At 72.1% G+C, this 18546-nt stretch carries 16 protein-coding genes and 1 riboswitch; of the genes, 7 read left to right on the top strand and 9 right to left on the bottom strand.

Features of this window, described 5'->3' with window-relative positions:
- Positions 1-612 precede the first annotated feature (612 nt).
- The 4 genes from BUE44_RS20850 to gcvT all read right to left on the bottom strand — a co-directional run bounded on the left by BUE44_RS20850 (position 613) and on the right by gcvT (position 5014).
- Positions 613-1980 carry an L-serine ammonia-lyase gene (locus BUE44_RS20850; protein ID WP_073500480.1) on the bottom strand — a complete coding sequence of 456 codons (1368 nt, stop codon included), beginning with the start codon at positions 1978-1980 and terminating at the stop codon, positions 613-615.
- Between the two features lie 107 nt (positions 1981-2087).
- On the bottom strand, positions 2088-3353 hold the full coding sequence (gene glyA, locus BUE44_RS20845) for a serine hydroxymethyltransferase (RefSeq protein WP_073500479.1): 1266 nt from the start codon (positions 3351-3353) through the stop codon (positions 2088-2090).
- A 35-nt stretch (positions 3354-3388) separates the two neighbouring features.
- Positions 3389-3769, bottom strand: a complete 381-nt coding sequence (gene gcvH, locus BUE44_RS20840; protein ID WP_073500478.1) for a glycine cleavage system protein GcvH — start codon at positions 3767-3769, stop codon at positions 3389-3391.
- Positions 3770-3859: 90 nt separating this feature from the next.
- Positions 3860-5014, bottom strand: coding sequence for a glycine cleavage system aminomethyltransferase GcvT (gene gcvT, locus BUE44_RS20835; protein ID WP_407640038.1), 1155 nt, complete (start codon positions 5012-5014; stop codon positions 3860-3862).
- 175 nt (positions 5015-5189) lie between these two features.
- Positions 5190-5290: riboswitch (glycine riboswitch) on the bottom strand.
- A 123-nt stretch (positions 5291-5413) separates the two neighbouring features.
- Here gcvT and BUE44_RS20830 point away from each other — a divergent pair.
- The gene (locus tag BUE44_RS20830; RefSeq protein WP_073500495.1) at positions 5414-6163 is read left to right on the top strand and encodes an enhanced serine sensitivity protein SseB; all 750 of its coding nucleotides are present in this window, start codon (positions 5414-5416) and stop codon (positions 6161-6163) included.
- Between the two features lie 266 nt (positions 6164-6429).
- On the top strand, positions 6430-7152 hold the full coding sequence (locus BUE44_RS20825; RefSeq protein WP_235002304.1) for an enhanced serine sensitivity protein SseB C-terminal domain-containing protein: 723 nt from the start codon (positions 6430-6432) through the stop codon (positions 7150-7152).
- Positions 7153-7174: 22 nt separating this feature from the next.
- Here the strand turns inward: BUE44_RS20825 and BUE44_RS20820 are convergent, their stop codons facing one another.
- From BUE44_RS20820 to BUE44_RS20810, 3 genes are all read right to left on the bottom strand, one after another.
- Positions 7175-8674, bottom strand: coding sequence for a DUF885 family protein (locus tag BUE44_RS20820; RefSeq protein ID WP_073500476.1), 1500 nt, complete (start codon positions 8672-8674; stop codon positions 7175-7177).
- Positions 8675-8741: 67 nt separating this feature from the next.
- On the bottom strand, positions 8742-9908 hold the full coding sequence (locus BUE44_RS20815; RefSeq protein ID WP_073500475.1) for a cysteine desulfurase family protein: 1167 nt from the start codon (positions 9906-9908) through the stop codon (positions 8742-8744).
- A 290-nt stretch (positions 9909-10198) separates the two neighbouring features.
- On the bottom strand, positions 10199-11059 hold the full coding sequence (locus BUE44_RS20810) for a thioesterase family protein (protein WP_073500474.1): 861 nt from the start codon (positions 11057-11059) through the stop codon (positions 10199-10201).
- 214 nt (positions 11060-11273) lie between these two features.
- Between BUE44_RS20810 and mnmA the strand changes: the two genes are divergently transcribed.
- Genes mnmA through BUE44_RS20795 form a run of 3 tightly spaced genes read left to right on the top strand, consistent with a single transcriptional unit; the run spans position 11274 to position 13656 of the window.
- Positions 11274-12434: a tRNA 2-thiouridine(34) synthase MnmA gene (gene mnmA, locus BUE44_RS20805; protein ID WP_265737164.1), complete on the top strand. Its 1161-nt coding sequence runs from the start codon at positions 11274-11276 to the stop codon at positions 12432-12434.
- Positions 12431-12961 carry an LOG family protein gene (locus tag BUE44_RS20800; protein WP_073500473.1) on the top strand — a complete coding sequence of 177 codons (531 nt, stop codon included), beginning with the start codon at positions 12431-12433 and terminating at the stop codon, positions 12959-12961. The genes mnmA and BUE44_RS20800 overlap by 4 nt, the downstream gene beginning before the upstream one ends.
- The gene (locus BUE44_RS20795; protein WP_073500472.1) at positions 12958-13656 is read left to right on the top strand and encodes an SDR family oxidoreductase; all 699 of its coding nucleotides are present in this window, start codon (positions 12958-12960) and stop codon (positions 13654-13656) included. The genes BUE44_RS20800 and BUE44_RS20795 overlap by 4 nt, the downstream gene beginning before the upstream one ends.
- Positions 13657-13690: 34 nt before the next feature.
- Here the strand turns inward: BUE44_RS20795 and BUE44_RS20790 are convergent, their stop codons facing one another.
- Positions 13691-14359: a hypothetical protein gene (locus BUE44_RS20790; RefSeq protein ID WP_143172533.1), complete on the bottom strand. Its 669-nt coding sequence runs from the start codon at positions 14357-14359 to the stop codon at positions 13691-13693.
- Entirely contained in the window at positions 14356-14952 is a 597-nt protein-coding gene (locus tag BUE44_RS20785) for an RNA polymerase sigma factor (RefSeq protein WP_073500470.1), read from the bottom strand. Before BUE44_RS20785 ends, BUE44_RS20790 begins: the two co-directional genes overlap by 4 nt.
- A gap of 284 nt (positions 14953-15236) precedes the next feature.
- Between BUE44_RS20785 and BUE44_RS20780 the strand changes: the two genes are divergently transcribed.
- Complete coding sequence (locus BUE44_RS20780; RefSeq protein WP_073500469.1) at positions 15237-16241, top strand: methionine synthase; 1005 nt, start codon at positions 15237-15239, stop codon at positions 16239-16241.
- Between the two features lie 17 nt (positions 16242-16258).
- Positions 16259-18496 carry an NAD-dependent DNA ligase LigA gene (gene ligA, locus BUE44_RS20775; RefSeq protein WP_073500468.1) on the top strand — a complete coding sequence of 746 codons (2238 nt, stop codon included), beginning with the start codon at positions 16259-16261 and terminating at the stop codon, positions 18494-18496.
- Positions 18497-18546 lie beyond the last annotated feature (50 nt).

Raw genomic sequence — 18546 nt, 5'->3', positions numbered from 1 at the left:
AGACCTTCTACAACCGGCGCCGACTACGCAAACACCCCAACTGGGGCTACCTGACCCCGCACGAGACCCGACAGCGGCACACCACCGCCGCATAAGAACGAGTGTCCGAGATCACGGGGAAACTTCACGCCGCCGCCGGCCAGATCGACGGACCACCCCCGCCTGCGCGGGGAGAACTGGGTGACGGGCGGCAACAGCAGATTGCCCGCCGGACCACCCCCGCCTGCGCGGGGAGAACCCCCTCTACGACCTGCGGGTTTAGAGAGGGTTTGCAATTCTTTGACTCGGCAACCGCAGGCTCATGAGATGAGTCTGGCAGAAGCCGGAGCACAGACGTTGAGGGGCCAGTACGGAGAGGGCCTGAGGGGCGTGCGCGGTGTTGCTGTTGCCACTGAATGACCGTCAAGTCTCCAGCCCCGAACCGGCTCCTGCGGAAGGCTCGGGCTCGCTGGAGCGTCGTGTCAGGGACGGTGTCGGCGCCCGCTTTCGCCAGGGACTTTTCAGGGACTTTCAGCTCTGTCGGAGGGACTTCCGAGGGACTTTCCGACGTGCAAACAGGGAAGGCTCCGACAGAGCTGAAAGACCAGACGCTGCAGGTCAGGGGCTACGCGGTTAGCATTCGATGACGTTGACCGCGAGGCCGCCGCGGGCCGTCTCCTTGTATTTGACCTTCATGTCCGCGCCGGTCTCCTTCATCGTCTTGATGACCTTGTCCAAGGACACGTGGTGGCGGCCGTCGCCGCGCATCGCCATCCGGGCGGCGGTCACCGCCTTGACCGCGGCCATGCCGTTGCGCTCGATGCAGGGGATCTGGACCAGGCCGCCGACCGGGTCGCAGGTCAGGCCGAGGTTGTGCTCCATGCCGATCTCGGCGGCATTCTCCACCTGCTCGGGGGTGCCGCCGAGGATTTCGGCGAGGCCGCCGGCGGCCATGGAGCAGGCGGAGCCGACCTCGCCCTGGCAGCCGACCTCGGCACCGGAGATCGAGGCGTTCTCCTTGAAGAGCATGCCGATCGCGCCGGCCGCCAGGAGGAAGCGGACGACGCCGTCGTCGTCGGCGCCGGGGACGAATTCCCGGTAGTAGTACAGGACGGCCGGGATGATGCCGGCCGCGCCGTTGGTCGGGGCGGTGACGACCCGGCCGCCGGCGGCGTTCTCCTCGTTGACCGCCATCGCGTAGAGGGTGATCCACTCCATCGCGCGCGCCGCCGCGTCGCCCTCGGCGCGCAGCTGGCGGGCCGTGGTGGCGGCCCTGCGGCGGACCTTCAGGCCGCCGGGCAGGATGCCCTCGCGGGTCATGCCGCGCTCCACGCATTCCCGCATCACCTGCCAGATCTCCAGCAGGCCCGCTCGGATCTCGGCCTCGGAGCGCCAGGCCTTCTCGTTCTCCAGCATCAGCGCGGAGATCGACAGGCCGGTCTCCCGGGACAGCCGCAGCAGCTCGTCACCGGTGCGGAAGGGGTGGCGCAGTACCGTGTCGTCCAGCTTGATGCGGTCCGCGCCGATCGCGTCCTCGTCGACGACGAAGCCGCCGCCGACGCTGTAGTACGTCTTCGCCAGCACGACCTCGCCGGCGGCGTCGAAGGCGGACAGCGTCATGCCGTTGGCGTGGTAGGGCAGCGAGCGGCGGCGGTGCAGCACCAGGTCGGTGGCCGGGTCGAAGGCCACGTCGTGCGCGCCGAGCAGCACCAGGCGCTTGGTGGCGTGGACCTCGGCGACCTCGGCGTCCACCGCCTCGATGTCGACCGTGCGGGGGGAGTGGCCGGCCAGACCCAGCAGCACCGCCTTGGGGGTGCCGTGCCCGTGGCCGGTCGCGCCCAGCGACCCGAACAGCTCCGCCTTGAGCGCCGCGGTACGGGTCAGCAGATCCTCCGTCTTCAACCGCTGCGCGAACATCCGGGCAGCCCGCATCGGTCCCACCGTGTGGGAGCTGGAGGGCCCTATGCCGACGGAAAAGAGGTCGAATACGGAGATTGCCATGGGTTCAGTGCTCCTGGTCGACCCGCGGACGCCGTTGTCCGCGGGGTGGTGCCGGTGCGCTCCGCGGTGTGCGGCGGGGGGGGGGGTGCCGCACACCGCGGAGCAGTTCAGGACGCGAGCGTCGGATACAGCGGGTGGCGCTCGGCGAGTGCGGTGACCCTCGCGCGGAGCGCGTCCGCGTCGAAGGCCGGCTGCAGTGCCGCCGCGATGATGTCGGCGACCTCGCGGAAGGCCTCGGCGCCGAAGCCCCGGGTGGCCAGCGCCGGGGTGCCGATCCGCAGGCCCGAGGTCACCATGGGCGGCCGCGGGTCGTTCGGGATCGCGTTGCGGTTCACGGTGATGCCGATGCCGTGCAGCCGGTCCTCGGCCTGCTGGCCGTCGAGCGCCGAGGCGCGCAGGTCCACCAGCACGAGGTGCACGTCCGTGCCGCCCGACAGCACGGCGACACCCGCGGCGGCGAGGTCGTCCTGCCCGAGCCTGTCGGCCAGGATCCTCGCCCCCTCCAGCGTACGGGTCTGGCGGTCGCGGAAGTCGTCGGTGGCCGCGGCCTTGAAGGCGACGGCCTTGCCGGCGATGACATGCTCAAGCGGGCCGCCCTGCTGGCCGGGGAAGACCGCGGAGTTGATCTTCTTGGCCAGGTCTGCGGTGGACAGGATAACGCCGCCGCGCGGGCCGCCGAGGGTCTTGTGCGTCGTGGTGGTGACCACATGCGCGTGCGGCACCGGCGAGGGGTGCAGTCCGGCCGCGACGAGACCGGCGAAATGCGCCATGTCGACCATCAGGTAGGCGCCGACCTCGTCGGCGATCCGCCGGAAGGCCGCGAAGTCCAGCTGGCGCGGATACGCCGACCAGCCGGCGATGATCAGCTGCGGCCGGTGCTCCTTGGCGAGCCGCTCGACCTCGGCCATGTCGACAAGACCGGTGTCGCCGTCGACGTGGTAGGCGGCGACCTTGTAGAGCTTGCCGGAGAAGTTGATCTTCATGCCGTGGGTCAGGTGGCCACCGTGCGCCAGGTCCAGGCCGAGGATGGTGTCGCCCGGCTTGAGCAGCGCGAACATCGCCGCCGCGTTCGCCTGCGCGCCCGAATGCGGCTGGACGTTGGCGGCCTCGGCGCCGAAGAGCGCCTTGACCCGGTCGATGGCCAGCTGCTCGATGACGTCGACGTGCTCGCAGCCGCCGTAATACCGGCGGCCCGGGTAGCCCTCGGCGTATTTGTTGGTCAGCACCGAGCCCTGGGCCTGAAGGACCGCGACCGGGGCGAAATTCTCCGAGGCGATCATCTCCAGCGTGGACTGCTGGCGGTGCAGCTCGGCGTCGACCTCGGCGGCGACCTCGGGGTCGAAGTCGTGCAGTGACTGGTTCAGGAGCGACATGGGATCTTCCTGGTGTGGCGGGCGGGGACGAGGGCTCAGGCCGCGATGAAGGCGTCGTACTCGGCCGCGGTCAGCAGGTCCGCGCCCTCGTCGGAGACCTTCACCTTGAACAGCCAGCCGCCCTCGAACGGCGAGGAATTGACCAGCGACGGGTCGTCGACGACGTCCTGGTTGACCTCGGTGACCTCGCCGGACACCGGGGCGTACAGCTCGCTGACGGACTTGGTGGACTCCAGCTCGCCGCAGCTCTCGCCGGCGGCCACCGTCGCGCCCACCTCGGGGAGCTGGACGAAGACGACGTCACCGAGCGCGTCGGCGGCGTGCGAGGTGATGCCGACGGTCGAGGTGCCGTCCGCGGGGTCGGTGAGCCACTCGTGCTCCTTGCTGTACCGCAGCTGCTCAGGATTGATGCTCATGACGGAAATTCTCCCGGATGCGAAGAGGTGATGACGAAGCCGACGCGGCAGCCTGTGGACAAGCCGCCTTCTGTGGAAAACCTCGGGGTCTCAGCGCTCGCGCTGGTAAAAGGGCAGCGCCACGACACGGTACGGCTCGCGGCTGCCCCGGATGTCGACCGCGACCCCCTCGGTGCCGGGCGCGGCATGGGCGGCGTCCACGTACGCCATGGCGATCGGCACGCCCAGGGTCGGCGACGGCGCACCCGAGGTGACCTCGCCGATCACCGCGCCGGACGCGTCGGTGACCGTGTAGCCCGCGCGCGGCACCCGGCGGCCCTCGGCGATCAGCCCGACCAGCTTGCGTGGCGGGGTGTCCACGGCCCTGGCCGCCGCCGCGGTCAGCGCCTCCCGGCCGACGAAGTCACCGGGCTTGTCGAACTTGACGACCCGCCCGAGCCCCGCGTCGAAGGGCGTCACCTTCGCCGTCAGCTCATGCCCGTACAGCGGCATCCCGGCCTCCAGGCGCAGGGTGTCGCGGCACGACAGGCCGCACGGCACCAGACCGGCGTCGGCGCCCGCCGCGAGCAGCGCCTGCCACAGCCGCTCGGCGTCCGCGGGGGCCACGAAAAGCTCGAAGCCGTCCTCGCCGGTGTAACCGGTCCTGGCGATCAGCGCGGACACCCCCGCGACGGTCCCCGGCAGCCCGGCGTAGTAGCGCAGCCCGTCCAGGTCCGCGTCGGTGACCGCCTTGAGGATGCCGGGCGCGGCCGGGCCCTGCACGGCCAGCAGTGCGTACGCGTCCCGGTCGTCGGTCACCTCGGCGTCGAAATCCGCAGCGCGCAGCGCGACGGTGTCGAGCACCGTCTGCGCGTTCGAGGCGTTGGCGACGATCAGATAGCGCTGCTCGGCGAGCCGGTAGACGATCAGGTCGTCCAGGATGCCGCCGTCCGGCGCGCAGACCATGGTGTAGCGGGCCTTGCCGACCGCGAGCGCCGACAGATGGCCGACCAGTGCGTGGTCCAGCGCCTGCCCGGCCTGCGGCCCGGTCACGGTGATCTCGCCCATGTGCGACAGGTCGAAGAGCCCGGCCCTGGTGCGTACGGCCTGGTGCTCGTCGCGCTCGCTGCCGTACCGCAGCGGCATGTCCCAGCCGGCGAAGTCGGTCATGGTCGCGCCGAGCGCGCGGTGCACCGCGTCGAGGGCGGTACGGCGCGGGGACGCGGCGGGCGGTGCGCTCAGCGGCTGGTTCGACGGTTCGCTCATCGAAAGGGCTCCCAAAGGCGGCGGACGGGGACACGGACTGCGGCCGGGGCACTGACCCCGGCCTCCCCATCTGTCATCGGAACCTGAGAGGTTCACCGTGACCCCTGCGGGCCGCGGTTTGCACCTTGGGTGGGACGGGACCGGTGACGACGGCCCGCCCGCTTTTCAGATCTGCCTCGCCCGCGCGGTATCTGTGCCTGAGAGATTCAAGGGAGGACTTGCTCCTTCGGCGCCCCGCCCCTGGTAATGGGGCCGGAACTCTCCCGCGCGGCCTCCAACGGCCGGTATGCGTATTGTGCGGCCATCATTGCATGCCGGGGCGTTCCCAGCGCCCAGCCGCTAGTGTTTCCGGGCAGGACGCGGGCGCCGACAGTGGCACAAGGGCGGACAAGGGTGGACATGGAGAATCCGGCACCGTACATATGGCCGGCGAACGAGCTGGAGGAAGTGCTCGCGGCGAGCCTCGGCAATCCCGCGGCGACCCCCCGGCTGCTCGAGGTCCTCGGCCGTTCCCATGTGTGGGTGCCGCTGCCCAACGGCGGCCCGCCGGGACCCGCAGGACTCGACCTGCCCACCCTGGAACTGGGCGGTGCGCCCTATGTACCGGTCTTCAGCTCCGAGCAGCAGTTCCGGCAGGCCGCGGACGGCATGTCCTGCACGGTAGCGCCGGTCAGGGAATTCGCCCGCGGCCTGCCCCCGCTGGTCGGCATCGCCGTCAATCCCGGCGGCGCCGTCGGAGTGCCGCTGCCGCCCGAGGCCGTCGCCGTACTGTGCCGCACCGAGCGGCCCGGGGCGTACGGCGAGCAGAGCCCCAGCGGTGCCAGGGTCCGGCTGTGGGAGCCGGCGCCCGACGACGAACCCGTGGACTTCCTCGCCGTCGCCGCCGCGGAATACGCCGTCACCCCCGCGGTGCTCAGCGCCCGCCGCGCCATGGCCGCGGTCGAGGAGGACCCGCCGGCGCTCTTCGTCGGCGTCGAACTGGACGGCTGGCAGGACCAGGACAGGACCGCCGCCATGGACGCGCTCGGCCGCGCACTGGGCGCGGTGCCGCTGCCCTGGCCGGTCCACCTGATCCTGCTCGACATCGCCCAGGACCCGGTGGGGGACTGGATGCTGGAGACCGTGCGGCCGTTCTACAGCCGGGACTGAGCCCGGTCCACAGCCGCGACCGAGCCCGGCTGCCGGAGGCAACCCGCCTGCATGGCAGAGCGCTTCGGGGCAACGCGCCTGCATGGCGGGGCGCCTGCGTATACCCGGCGTATACGTGCCATTTAGCCGGCGCCGCTTGAGTCGGTCAGCATTCCACCGGGAACAGTCGACCTGGTTTGATGGCGGAACACCGAACGACGGGAAAGGGGCGGTCCCACGTGATCGCGGGCGCGCAAGGCGGCGCGGCGGCCGGCCATGTGGAGCAGATGCTGCTCCAGGTGGCACCCGGCCGCTTCGACGCGTACGAGAACCTGCTCGCCTCGCTGGCCGACGGCCAGGTCTGGATGCTGCTCTGGCAGGGCACGCCGGGGGCGCCCGACGCGCAGTACGCGTCGATGGAGGTCGGCGGCCACCGCTACGCGCCGTGCTGCACCTCGCCCAGGGAACTGGCCGCCAGCGGCTGGAACCGCGACCACGAGATCGTCACCGGGCGGGACATCGCCCGCAGCCTCTTCCCCGAGCACTGCGGGCTCTGGCTCAACCCGCACACCACCGGCGGCGGCGTCGGCATCCCCTGGCCCGACCTGCGCCGCATCGCCGGCGGCCTCGACCTGCTGCCCGCGGGCCCGCTCCAGATCGGCGAACCGTCACTGCAGATCCCGCAGTTCTACGCCCTGCTCGCCAAGGCCGCGCACCGCACCCCCGCGGTGCGGGCCCTGCGCCAGGCCTGGGTCCAGCCGGCCGTGGGCGAGCCCTACCTCGCGATCGGCGTCGAGGTCTACGACTCCTCGCCCCAGGCCGTCGAATCGGTCCGCCTGATGATGCAGCAGGCGGCCGCCGGCGTGCCCGACGGGCTGTCCATCTCCACGGTGGCCATGGCCGACGCCTACGACTCCGTCGCCATGTGGCTGCGCGCCAGCGCCCAGCCCTTCTTCGACCGCGAGGCCTTCTCCGGGCCGCCGGCCTGGGGACCGCCGCGCACGTACTGACCGCCGGCGTGGCCCCCGGCGACTACGTCCTGAGCAGGCCGAGCGGCGGGGCGCCGAGGGCGAGCAGGTCGGCGTGGAAGCCCGGCAGGGTGAAGGACGGCGAGCGCTCCGCGCGGGCGCGGGCCCGCCTGATCTCCAGCTTGCCCCAGGTGTAGCGGCCGTATCCGGCGTCGAAGGTGCCGCGCCTGGCCTCCGAGGCCGCGCCCGCGGGGGCGAGATGGGCATAGCGCATGAAGAGCCCGGTGGCCTCTGCCACGTCCATCGCACCGGTGTGCATGCCGATCGCACAGGTCAGCCGGGTCACCCGGACCAGCGCCTCCAGGGCGACACCGATGGCGAACCGCGGGTCGCGGGCGCGGAAGCCCTCGTCGAGGCAGACCTCCTCCACGTAATGTGCCCAGCCCTCGCAGAAGGACAGGCTGTGCAGGACCCGCCGGACCGGGCTGGTCGCGTGCCGCAGCGCCCGCCCGTGCGCGAAGTGGCCGGGCGCGACCTCGTGCACGGTGATCGACGGCAGGCTCGTACGGCTGAAGACCGTCAGCCACTCCTCCCGCTCCTGCGGGGGCCAGCCCGGGTCGGGCGGCGTCACGTGGTACCAGGACGGCGACTCCGGCTCTCCCGGCGCCGCCCAGGTCATCATCGCCATCGCCCAGCGGCGGGACGGCGGGGCGGGTCCCACCAGGCACTCGCCGTCCAGGTACGGCGCGAGTCGGCGCTCACGGGTGAAGGCGATGACCTCCTCGGTGAGCCGCGCCGCCTCCGGGATGACGCCGTCGGCGCCGGGGTGGTCGGCCAGCAGGTCGGGGATCAGCTCGTCCACCGACCGCTCCCGGTCCAGCGCCCGGCACGAGTCGGCGAGCAGCTCGCCCAGCCGGACCCGCTCCTTGTCCGCGGCGTCGGCCAGCGCCGTGAGATCCACCTGCAGGCCCTCCTGCGCGCCCATCAGCGCGGCCAGGCCCGCCCCGCCCAGCCGCGGGTCGGGGTCGCCGTGCACGGCGGCGTCCTCCAGATGGGCGATCAGCCGGCGGTGCGCGGCGATCGCCGCGGCCTCGGTGTCGCCCTCGTCCTCGTGGACGTCGGCTGCCAGCCCGTGCGCGGAGCCGAGCAGCGCCGCGGCCACCGGGGCGCTCACCCGGTCCAGCGAGGCCAGTGCCGCGTCCACCGCGTCGGGCCACTGCGCCAGATGTTTGCGCCGCGCCCCGGCACGTACCTTGCGGCGCGCATACTCCCGGTCGTAGCAGGCGAGTTCGAGATTCGACAGATGCGGGTACGGGTCCCGCCTGTGCATTTCCAGATCCCCGTACTGCACCCGCAGCGACTCCTCGAAGATCGCCAGGTGCGCCTCGTCGTGCGCGTCCTCCAGCGGGGCGGACGCCCGCTTGGCACTGTCGACCGCGGCCAGTGCGCCGCGGACCCCGTCGGGGGAGAGGTCCTGCACGCGGCCGTCGTATTCGTGCAGCCCGGCCATCTCCCGGACCGTGGGCATCATCAGGTCGCACACCGCGCGCAGCCGATCATCCATCCCATGACCGTAGCGTCGTGCCCGCCGTACGTCTGCCCGGGGGCGGCAGGCGGGTCGGTGCGATACGTCAGGTCTGGCCCGCGGTCCTCGCGCGCGCGACCGCGGGGCCGATCGCCCGGACCACCTCGGCGACCTCGTCCGGGGTCGTGGTGTGGCCGAGCGAGAAGCGCAGCGTCGCCCGCGCGTGGGAGGAGGACTGGCCCATCGCCAGCAGCACATGGCTGGGCTGCGCCACACCCGCGGTACATGCCGAGCCGGTCGAGCAGGCGATGCCCTGCGCGTCGAGCAGCAGCAGGAGGGCGTCGCCCTCGCAGCCGGGGAAGGTGAAGTGCGCGTTCGCGGCGATCCGGCCCTCGGGGGCAGGGTCACCGTTGAGAACGGCGTCGGGGACCGCGGCCCGTATGCCGCGCACCAGCTCGTCGCGCAGCGCGCCGATCTCCGCGGTGTATTGCTCCCGCCTTTCCGCGGTGAGCGCCCCGGCCGTCGCGAAGGCTGCGATCGCTGGTACATCGAGGGTGCCCGACCTGCTGCGCTCCTGGTCGCCGCCGTGCAGCAGCGGCACCGGGGTGTCGTCCCTGCGCAGCACCAGCGCGCCGATCCCGTAGGGGCCGCCGACCTTGTGCCCGGTCACCGTCATGGCGTCCAGGCCGCTGGCCGCGAAGTCGAGCGGAATCTGCCCGAAGGCCTGTACCGCGTCGGAGTGCATCGGCACGCCGAACTCGGCGCATATTTCCGCGAGGGCGGGGACCGGGAGGATCGTGCCGACCTCGTTGTTCGCCCACATGACGGTGACCAGGGCCACGTCCTGCGGCCCGCTCTCCAGCGCGGCACGCAGCGCCTCGGGCAGCACCCTGCCGTACGCGTCGACCGGCAGCCACTCCACGAGGGCGCCCTCGTGCTCGGCGAGCCAGTGGACCGCGTCCAGCACCGCGTGGTGCTCCACCGGGCTGGCCAGCACCCGGATCCTGCGCGGGTCCGCCGCCCGGCGCGACCAGAACAGGCCCTTCACGGCCAGGTTGTCCGACTCCGTGCCGCCGCCGGTGAACACGATCTCGCTCGGGCGCGCGCCCAGCGCGGCAGCCAGGGCCTCCCGCGACTCCTCGACGGTCCGCCGGGCCCGGCGGCCCGCCGCGTGCAGCGCGGAAGCATTGCCCGTCACGGTGAGGTGGGCGGTCATCGCCTCGACCGCCTCCGGGAGCATGGGCGTGGTGGCGGCGTGATCGAAGTAGGCCATGATCCCCCGATTCTACTTTCCACGGGGGCCACCCCGACCCCCCACGCGCACCCCCCGCGGACCCCCGCTCCGACCTTCCCCGGGTGAGCGCCCTGCCGCGCGTTCCGCGCGCACCCCTCAGGGGTTGCCCCTTCCGGCCTGCTTTCACACGTGCACCATGCGCCCGGCTGAGCGCGCGGTCGCCCACCCCCTGCCCGTAGTGGGCACTCATCCAGCGGCGCGGGAAACTGCGCGACGAGCCACCCGCCGGGGGAAGGTGCCGGGAAAGTGGATGGGGGAAGCCCCCGGGGTCATGGGCGCGGGGCGCGAGCCAGTTGGCGGGACTGGGCCACGAGCCGGTCCTTGGAGTCCCAGACCTCCGCGTCCTCCTCCAGCAGGCCGCCGGCCAGATTGCGGGTCCTCAGAGCGACCCGCACCGGCCCGGGGGCCGGCTGGCACCGCAGGTGCACGGTCAGTTCGACGGTCGGGACCCATCCGGCGAGCCCCAGGTCGAACGCCGTGGGCGGCAACGCGTCGACCGCCAGCAGCATGGACACCGCGTCGTGGTCGCGGCCGTCGGCGAGGCCGAGCCAGCCGCGCATGTCGCCGGCGCCGGAGGGGGCGCCGACCGCCCAGCCCGCGGTCGCGAGGTCGAGCCGCAGGTCGAGCCGGTCGAGGATCGCGGTGGAACCGGTGACGGGCCCGCCCGCGGGCGCGTCGGACGAGCTGACGCAGTCCTCGTAGGACGGCATCGACGGTGGCGTCGCCGAGGTGCGCACGTCGTCGGGCAGCGCGGCGAGATCGCCGTATCCGGCGACGACGCGGATCCGCTCGACCTCGCGCCCCTCCTCGTCGCGCTGGAAGAGGGACGCCTGCCCGGTGGACATGGTGCGCCCGGCCCGTACCGTCTCGGTCCTGATGACCGCCGGGCCCGGCTCGGACGCGGTCAGATAGTGCGCCGTGATGGTGATCGGGTCGGGGTGCGGCAGGGCGGCCCGCAGGGCGCGGCCGACGACGGCGAGCAGGTAGCCGCCGTTGACGGCCCTGATGATCGTCCAGCCCGCCGACAACTCGCTGTCGTACGTACCCGGCTCGCCCGGCCTGGCCACCACCGCCGTGTCGCGGTCGAACTCGCTGTCCCCGATGGCCGCACGGGCCGTTGCATATGCCATGAGTCGATGTTACCCATCGGTAGTCGCCGGTTGTCCAGCCCCTGCGGGCCCCTGCTGCGGCAACGCTGAGCGCCCGCTTATCTCTTCCTGGCGGGGCCCGCCTCCTCAGTCCGCCGGCCTTTCCCTCCGTTCCCCGACCGCCCGCGGCAGCCCGCACCGCCGCCCCTGTGGATAACCGGACGGCCCCGGAGAGGCGGCCCGTTACCCTGGACAGGTGAACGACGACTTCCTCCCTCCCCCTCAGGGCAAGCGGCTGCGTGTGCTCGCCGCCATGAGCGGCGGCGTCGACTCCGCGGTCGCCGCGGCCCGCGCCGCGGAGGCCGGGCACGACGTGACCGGGGTCCACCTGGCGCTGTCGGCGAATCCGCAGAGCTTCAGGACCGGCGCCCGTGGCTGCTGCACGGTGGAGGACTCCCGGGACGCCCGCCGCGCGGCCGACGTGATCGGCATCCCCTTCTACGTGTGGGACCTCGCCGAGCGCTTCCGCGAGGACGTGGTCGCGGACTTCGTCGCCGAGTACGCGGCGGGCCGCACCCCCAACCCGTGCCTGCGGTGCAACGAGAAGATCAAGTTCGCAGCCCTGCTCGACAAGGCGCTGGCGCTGGGCTTCGACGCGGTCTGCACCGGGCACTACGCGACGGTCGTGACCCTGGAGGACGGCTCCCGCGAGCTGCACCGCGCCAGCGACGCGGCCAAGGACCAGTCCTACGTGCTCGGCGTCCTGGACGAGCGGCAGCTGGCACACGCGATGTTCCCGCTCGGCGACACCCTCACCACCAAGGAAGAGATCCGCGCCGAGGCCGCCCGCCGCGGCCTGGCGGTGGCGAAGAAGCCCGACAGCCACGACATCTGCTTCATCGCCGACGGCGACACCCAGGGCTTCCTCGCCCGGAGCCTGGGCAGCGCCGAGGGCGTCATCGTGGACGAGAGCGGCGCCCAGGTGGGCACGCACGAGGGCGCGTTCGGCTTCACCATCGGCCAGCGCAAGGGCCTGCGGCTCGGCATCCCCGCCGACGACGGCAAGCCCCGCTATGTGCTGGACATCTCGCCGGTCGACAACACCGTCACCGTCGGCCCCGCGGAGGCGCTCGACGTGACCGCGCTCACCGCGACCCGCCCCCGCTGGTGCGGCACCCCGCCGGCCGGCCCGGCGGCGTACACGGCGCAGTTGCGCGCCCACGGCGAGGACGTGCCGGTGACCGCCGAAGTCCTCGACGGCGAGCTGCACGTCAGCTTCACCGCCCCCGTGCGCGGCGTCGCGCCCGGACAGGCCGTGGTGCTCTACGACGGCACGCGCGTCGTCGGCTCCGCGACCATCGCCACCACCGACCGGGCCACCGTCCGCAGCCGGCCCGAGCCCGCGGTGACCGTATGAACGTCGGGGTCTTCCTGTCCGCCGCCGACCTCGGCGAGCAGTACACGCAGCCGGCCCGCGAGTTCGGCAAGCTGCTCGGCGAAGGCGGCCACACCCTGGTGTGGGGCGGCTCCGAGTCCGGCCTGATGAAGGTCGTCGCCGACAGCGTCCAGGAAGCCGGCGGCCGCCTGGTGGGCGTCTCGGTGACCTTCCTCCACCACAAGGCGCGCGTCCATGCCGACGAGATGGTCGTCGCGCCGGACCTCGCGCAGCGCAAGGCCGAGCTGCTGCGGCGCTCCGACGCCATCGTGGTGATGGTCGGCGGCACCGGCACCCTCGACGAGGCCACCGAGATCCTGGAGCTGAAGAAGCACGGGCTGCACGGCAAACCGGTGGTCCTGCTCAACAGCGCGGGTTTCTACGACGGTCTCGAACTGCAGCTGCGCAGGATGGACGCCGAGGGCTTCCTGCCCCTCCCGCTGTCCGAGCTGGTGTATTTCGCCACGGACGGCGCCGACGCCCTCGCGTATCTCCGGGAGCAGCTGTGAGCGGTCCGCGCATCCACCTGGTCACCGGTGCAGGGTCCGGCATCGGCAGCGCCGTAGCGCGGCGGCTGCGCGACCGCGGCGACGAGGTGTGGCTGCTGGCCAGGGACGCCGGGCGGGCCAGGGAGCTGGTGGAGCACCACCCCGGTGCCCGCACCTTGGTCGGCGACCTGGCCGAGCCCGCCCGGCTGTCCTGGGCACTGGGCCACCAGTCGCCGCCGGACCGCCTCGACTCGCTGCTGCACATCGCCGGCACCGTCGAGCTGGGCCCGGTCGGCGACCTCACACCGAAGGTCTGGCAGGAGACGCTGGCCGTCAACCTGATGGGCCCTGCCGAGCTGACCCGCCTGCTGCTGCCCCAACTGCGGCTGTCCCGCGGCCACGTGGTCTTCGTCAACTCCACGTCCGGCCTGAGCGTCAGCCCCGAGTGGAGCGCGTACGGCGCGAGCAAGTTCGGCCTGCGCGCGCTGGCCGACGCCCTCCGGGCGGAGGAACATCCCGCCGGCGTCCGCGTCACCTCGCTCTACCCGAGCCGCACCGCGACACCGATGCAGCAGAAGGTCCACCAGCAAGAGGGCAAGCCCTACGACCCGGCCCGCTGGATCGCCCCCGACTCGGTGGCCACCACCGTCCTCACCGCCCTCGACCTCCCCCGCGACGCCGAACTGACCGACCTGACCATCCGCCCCGGCACCTAGACACCCTTGTGTGAATCAAGTGGTGGCCCGGCGGCTACCGGGACGACGCGGTGCCGGGGGCTGCTGTGGCGACGCAACGCGCGCCGTCACCCCGGACCATGCTGAGGGATATGACGCCCAGAGTCTTGGTCCCGCGCGGCGAGAAACCAAGGACCAGCGTGTCACCGGCAGGGATGAGAGCCGCGTTCACGTAGGCGATCCACTTGCCGTTCTCCGTGTTGCCGAAGCGGAAGGGTACCCGCGACGAGGACTTCGTCCCCCAGTACACCAGGTCGGACCGAGGGCAGGAGGGCATCCCCACCATCACCTTGACGCTCATGCCCATGCGTGCCAGATCCCGGCGCATGTCATCGACGGGAACCGTCCCGGTCCGGGAGTCGAAGACAGTGAGTTTCACCTCGCCGTGCGCCACCCTCTCCAAGGTGTAGGCGGCGTTGGTGATCCGGTCCACGCGGGCACCGCCCGTCGCGGAACGGGTCTGACCGCCGTCTGCGGCCGGGGCAGCGGACTGCCCGGACTCCAGCACGCCGCCGAGGGCGACGGCCACGGCCGCCGCGGCGACGACCATCGGCACTCCGCGGGCCCAGCGACTGCGAGCCGGTCGCACGGCGACTGCCTCACCGGCAGGCGAGCGAAGGTTTCGCTCCTGGATATGGTCCTTCAGGCTGCTCAGCAGCCGGTCCTCGAAACGTTCGGTGTTCATCGAACCTCCATGAAAGACGAGCGGGGCGGAGCGGAAGCCGGCGCAGCATGCTCCAGCGTGTTCTGTACGGTGCGGCGGGCGCGGTGGAGCCGTACGCGGGCGGTCACCTGGCTGACGCCGAGCACGCCGGCGGCCTCGGTCACGGTCAGGCCGTCGACCGCGATGAGTTCGAGAACCGCCCGCTGGTTGGCCGGCAGCGCGGCGATGTGCGCCAGCAGGGCCGAGCTGTCCCGTTCGGCGTCGATGCGCTCCTCGATCCGCGCGATGTCGTCGCCGTCCAGCAGCCGGCGGCCCCTGACCCGGCTTTCGGCCGTCCACGCCCTGGCGGCCCGCCGGTTCTCGGCCGCGGTGACATTGCGGGCGATGCCGTACAGCCACGCGAGAGGGCTGCCCAACTCCTCGCGGTAGCCATCGGCCGCCGAGATCGCCGCCAGGAACACCTCGGCCACCAGATCGGCCGCCGTGTGCGCGTCGCGGCTGCGACGGGTGACGTAGCGCAGCACGGCCTCTATGTGCTCCCGGTAGAACGCCTCGAAAGCGTCCGGGTCCTCACCGATCCTGGCCACTTCGCAGCGGCTCGGTGGATGCCTCACATCAACTCCTCGACGTCGGCTTGTCCTTTCACCCTGTCTTGGCGTCCTGCGGCCGAAGCGTTACACCGGGCGCCTTTCAGGCGACGACGGCGGCGCCCCGTGCGGCCGGGCGCATCAGGGCCACTCGCCCATCCGGGCGCCGCCGGGAGGTCCGCCGGCAGCAGGGTGCGGCAGTCCGGAGGGCAGAAGCCCGGTCCGCGGCAGCGAGGCAGGGCGGAACCCCCACCGGCAGGTGACCGCTCGGCCGACGCCGGCGTGCGAGCGCGTACGGCTACCCTTCCGGCGTGAGCAACGATTTGCACCTCCCCGAGGCCACCGCCACCGGCGTGGGCTCCCTGCCGGGCGGCGACGCCCGCGAGGCGGCCCGGGTCGCCACCGAGGCGACGCAGGGCATGGCCTTCCTTCCCGAACTGCCCGCCCGCGGCCCCGGCGCGGACATGATCGGCCGCAGCCTGGGGCTGCTGGCCGAGATGTACGCCCGGGTCGAACCGAGCGGCTGGCGGTTCGGCGACCGCCCGGGGCGGGACAGCAAGCGGGCCAGGTCGTGGCTGGGCGAGGACCTGGACGCCCTGGAGGAGTTCACGCAGGGGTATCAGGGCCTGCTCAAGGTCCAGGCGGTCGGCCCCTGGACCTTGGCCGCGTCGGTGGAGACCCGGCACGGCGAGGCCGCGCTGCGCGACCCCGGCGCCTGCCGGGACCTGGCGGCCTCGCTGACCGAGGGCCTCACCGACCACCTCGCCGACGTCCGCCGCCGCGTGCCGGGCGCGCAGGTCGCGCTGCAACTCGACGAGCCGTCGCTGGCGGAGGTGCTGCGCGGGCAGATCAGGACCGCCAGCGGCTACCGCACCTACCGCTCGGTCGACCGGGTGGTGGTCGAGTCGGCGCTGCGCGAGCTGATCGCGGCGGCGGACGTCCCGGTCACCGTCCACTCCTGCGCCGCGGACGTCCCCTTCGCGCTGCTGCGCAGGGCGGGTGCGGCCGGCATCTCCTTCGACATGGATCTGCTCACCGAGCGTGACTGGGACGAGTTCGGTGAGGCGGCGGAGGCGGGCACCGCGCTGTTCGCCGGTGTCGTGCCGGGCAAGGATGCCCCATTGTCAGACCCTGCCGGTAGCGTAAGTGGTGTTCGGGCGCTGTGGCGCAGGTTGGGACTGGCACCGGGGGCTTTGGGGTCCTCCGTCGCCGTGACCCCGTCCTGCGGTCTGGCGGGGGCCTCACCGGCCTACGCCCGTGCGGCTCTCGTGCACTGCGCGAAGGCGGCGCGCTCGCTCGTCGACAACCCTGAGTAGTGAGGAAGGACGGGGTCGTGGAGGACACGGGAATTCCTGCCGAGGCACGCGAGGAGCACGCTCGCCTCGCCGAGCAGGTCGAGGAGCACCGCTTCCGTTACTACGTCAAGGACGCGCCGGTCGTCAGCGACGCCGAGTTCGACACGCTGCTGCGCAGTCTGGAGGCCCTGGAGGAGCGGCACCCGGGCCTGCGCACCCCGGACTCGCCCACGCAGAAGGTCGCGGGCGCGTACGAGACGGAGTTCGCCTCCGTCCAGCACCGCGAGCGCCTGCTCTCGCTGGACAACGCGTTCAGCGACGAGGAGCTGGACACCTGGGCCGACCGGGTCGCCGCCGAGTTGGGCGCGCCGGACAACGAGCGCAGTCCGTACCACTTCCTGTGCGAGCTGAAGGTGGACGGCCTGGCGGTCAACCTGACCTACGAGCGCGGCCGGCTGACCCGCGCGGCGACCCGTGGCGACGGGCGGACCGGCGAGGACATCACGCCCAACGTGCGCACGATCGCCGACGTCCCCGACCGGCTGGCCGGCGACCGGGTGCCCGAGCTGGTGGAGATCCGCGGGGAGGTCTACTTCCCCGGCGAGAAGTTCGAGGAGCTGAACGCCCGGCTGGTGGAGAACGGCGACAAGCCGTTCGCCAACCCGCGCAATGCGGCGGCCGGTTCGCTGCGCCAGAAGGACCCGCGGATCACCGCGTCGCGCCCGCTGCGGATGGTGGTGCACGGCATCGGCGCCCGCGCGGGCTTCGACATCGACCGGCAGTCGCAGGGATACGAGCTGCTGCACGAGTGGGGCCTGCCCACCGCCCGGCACAACAAGGTGGTCGACTCCCTCGCCGACGTGCGGGACTTCATCGCCTACTACGGCGAGCACCGGCACGACGTCGAGCACGAGATCGACGGCGTGGTCGTCAAGGTCGACGAGATCCCGCTGCAGGGCAGGCTCGGCTCGACCTCCCGGGCCCCGCGCTGGGCCATCGCGTGGAAGTACGCCCCGGAGGAGGTCAACACCAAGCTGGTGGACATCCGCGTCGGCGTCGGCCGCACCGGGCGGGTCACGCCGTACGCGGTGGTGGAGCCGGTGACGGTGGCCGGGTCGGAGGTGGAGTTCGCGACCCTGCACAACCAGGACGTGGTCAAGAAGAAGGGCGTCCTGATCGGCGACACCGTGGTGCTGCGCAAGGCCGGTGACGTCATCCCGGAGATCCTGGGCCCGGTGGCGGACCTGCGGGACGGCACGGAGCGGGAGTTCGTGATGCCCGCCGAGTGCCCGGACTGCGGCACCGCCCTGCAGCCCATGAAGGAAGGGGACATCGACCTGCGGTGCCCCAACGCCCGCTACTGCCCGGCCCAGCTGCGCGAGCGGATCTTCTACCTCGCGGGGCGCCGCAGCCTGGACATCGAAGGGCTCGGCTATGTGGCCGCCACCGCGCTGACCCAGCCCCTGGAGCCGCACGAGCCGCCGCTGAAGGACGAGGGCGACCTGTTCGGCCTCACGATCGAGCAGCTGCTGCCGATCCGCTCGCACGTCCTGGACCAGGACACCGGCCTGCCCAAGCGCGACCCGGAGACCGGCGAGCCGAAGATCGTCACCTTCTTCGCCAACCAGAAGGGCGAGCCGAAGAAGAACGCGCTGGCGATGCTGGAGAACATCGCCGCGGCCAGGGAGCGCCCGCTGGCCAGGATCATCACCGGCCTGTCCATCCGTCATGTGGGTCCGGTCGCCGCCGCCGCGCTGGCCCGCGAGTTCCGTGACCTGGACCGGATCAAGGACGCGGCCGAGGAGGAGCTGGCCGCCGTCGACGGGGTGGGCGCCACCATCGCCGCCTCCGTCAAGCAGTGGTTCGCCGAGGACTGGCACCTGGAGATCATCAGGAAGTGGCGGGAGGCCGGGGTCGTCTTCACCGAGGAGGGCTCGGACGAAGGGCCGAGGCCACTCGAAGGACTGACCGTCGTCGTGACCGGAACGCTGTCGACTTATACCCGGGATGGCGCAAAAGAGGCGTTGGGCAGCCAAGGTGCGAAAGTCACCGGGTCGGTGTCCAAGAAAACGGACTTCGTCGTCGTCGGTGACAACCCCGGTTCCAAGTTCGACAAAGCCGTACAGCTGAAAGTGCCTGTTCTGGACGAGGACGGCTTCGCGGTGCTGCTCGCGGACGGCCCCGAGGCGGCCCGGCAAATTACGGTGAATCCCGTGGAAACCGACACTCCGGCCGAGGGCACAGCCGAGGCGGGGACGGACGGTGAATCCGGCTGAATGACCCGGGGATGTCACTCGATCGGCCCATATCAGAATACGTCGATGTG

The sequence above is a fragment of the Actinacidiphila paucisporea genome, assembly GCF_900142575.1.
Taxonomy (GTDB): Bacteria; Actinomycetota; Actinomycetes; order Streptomycetales; family Streptomycetaceae; genus Actinacidiphila; species Actinacidiphila paucisporea.
The sequence above is the reverse complement of the archived record's forward strand: the minus strand, read 5'-3'. Positions and strand labels throughout refer to the sequence as shown.

What these genes read in the sequence shown, in the direction of transcription:
- BUE44_RS20790 (WP_143172533.1), bottom strand. Translation starts at nt 14,359, where the DNA reads ATGAACACCGAACGTTTCGAGGACCGGCTGCTGAGCAGCCTGAAGGAC.
- glyA (WP_073500479.1), bottom strand. Translation starts at nt 3,353, where the DNA reads ATGTCGCTCCTGAACCAGTCACTGCACGACTTCGACCCCGAGGTCGCC.
- gcvT (WP_407640038.1), bottom strand. Translation starts at nt 5,014, where the DNA reads ATGAGCGAACCGTCGAACCAGCCGCTGAGCGCACCGCCCGCCGCGTCC.
- BUE44_RS20810 (WP_073500474.1), bottom strand. Translation starts at nt 11,059, where the DNA reads ATGGCATATGCAACGGCCCGTGCGGCCATCGGGGACAGCGAGTTCGAC.
- BUE44_RS20825 (WP_235002304.1), top strand. Translation starts at nt 6,430, where the DNA reads ATGCTGCTCCAGGTGGCACCCGGCCGCTTCGACGCGTACGAGAACCTG.
- gcvH (WP_073500478.1), bottom strand. Translation starts at nt 3,769, where the DNA reads ATGAGCATCAATCCTGAGCAGCTGCGGTACAGCAAGGAGCACGAGTGG.
- BUE44_RS20830 (WP_073500495.1), top strand. Translation starts at nt 5,414, where the DNA reads ATGGAGAATCCGGCACCGTACATATGGCCGGCGAACGAGCTGGAGGAA.
- BUE44_RS20820 (WP_073500476.1), bottom strand. Translation starts at nt 8,674, where the DNA reads ATGGATGATCGGCTGCGCGCGGTGTGCGACCTGATGATGCCCACGGTC.
- BUE44_RS20800 (WP_073500473.1), top strand. Translation starts at nt 12,431, where the DNA reads ATGAACGTCGGGGTCTTCCTGTCCGCCGCCGACCTCGGCGAGCAGTAC.
- BUE44_RS20815 (WP_073500475.1), bottom strand. Translation starts at nt 9,908, where the DNA reads ATGGCCTACTTCGATCACGCCGCCACCACGCCCATGCTCCCGGAGGCG.
- BUE44_RS20850 (WP_073500480.1), bottom strand. Translation starts at nt 1,980, where the DNA reads ATGGCAATCTCCGTATTCGACCTCTTTTCCGTCGGCATAGGGCCCTCC.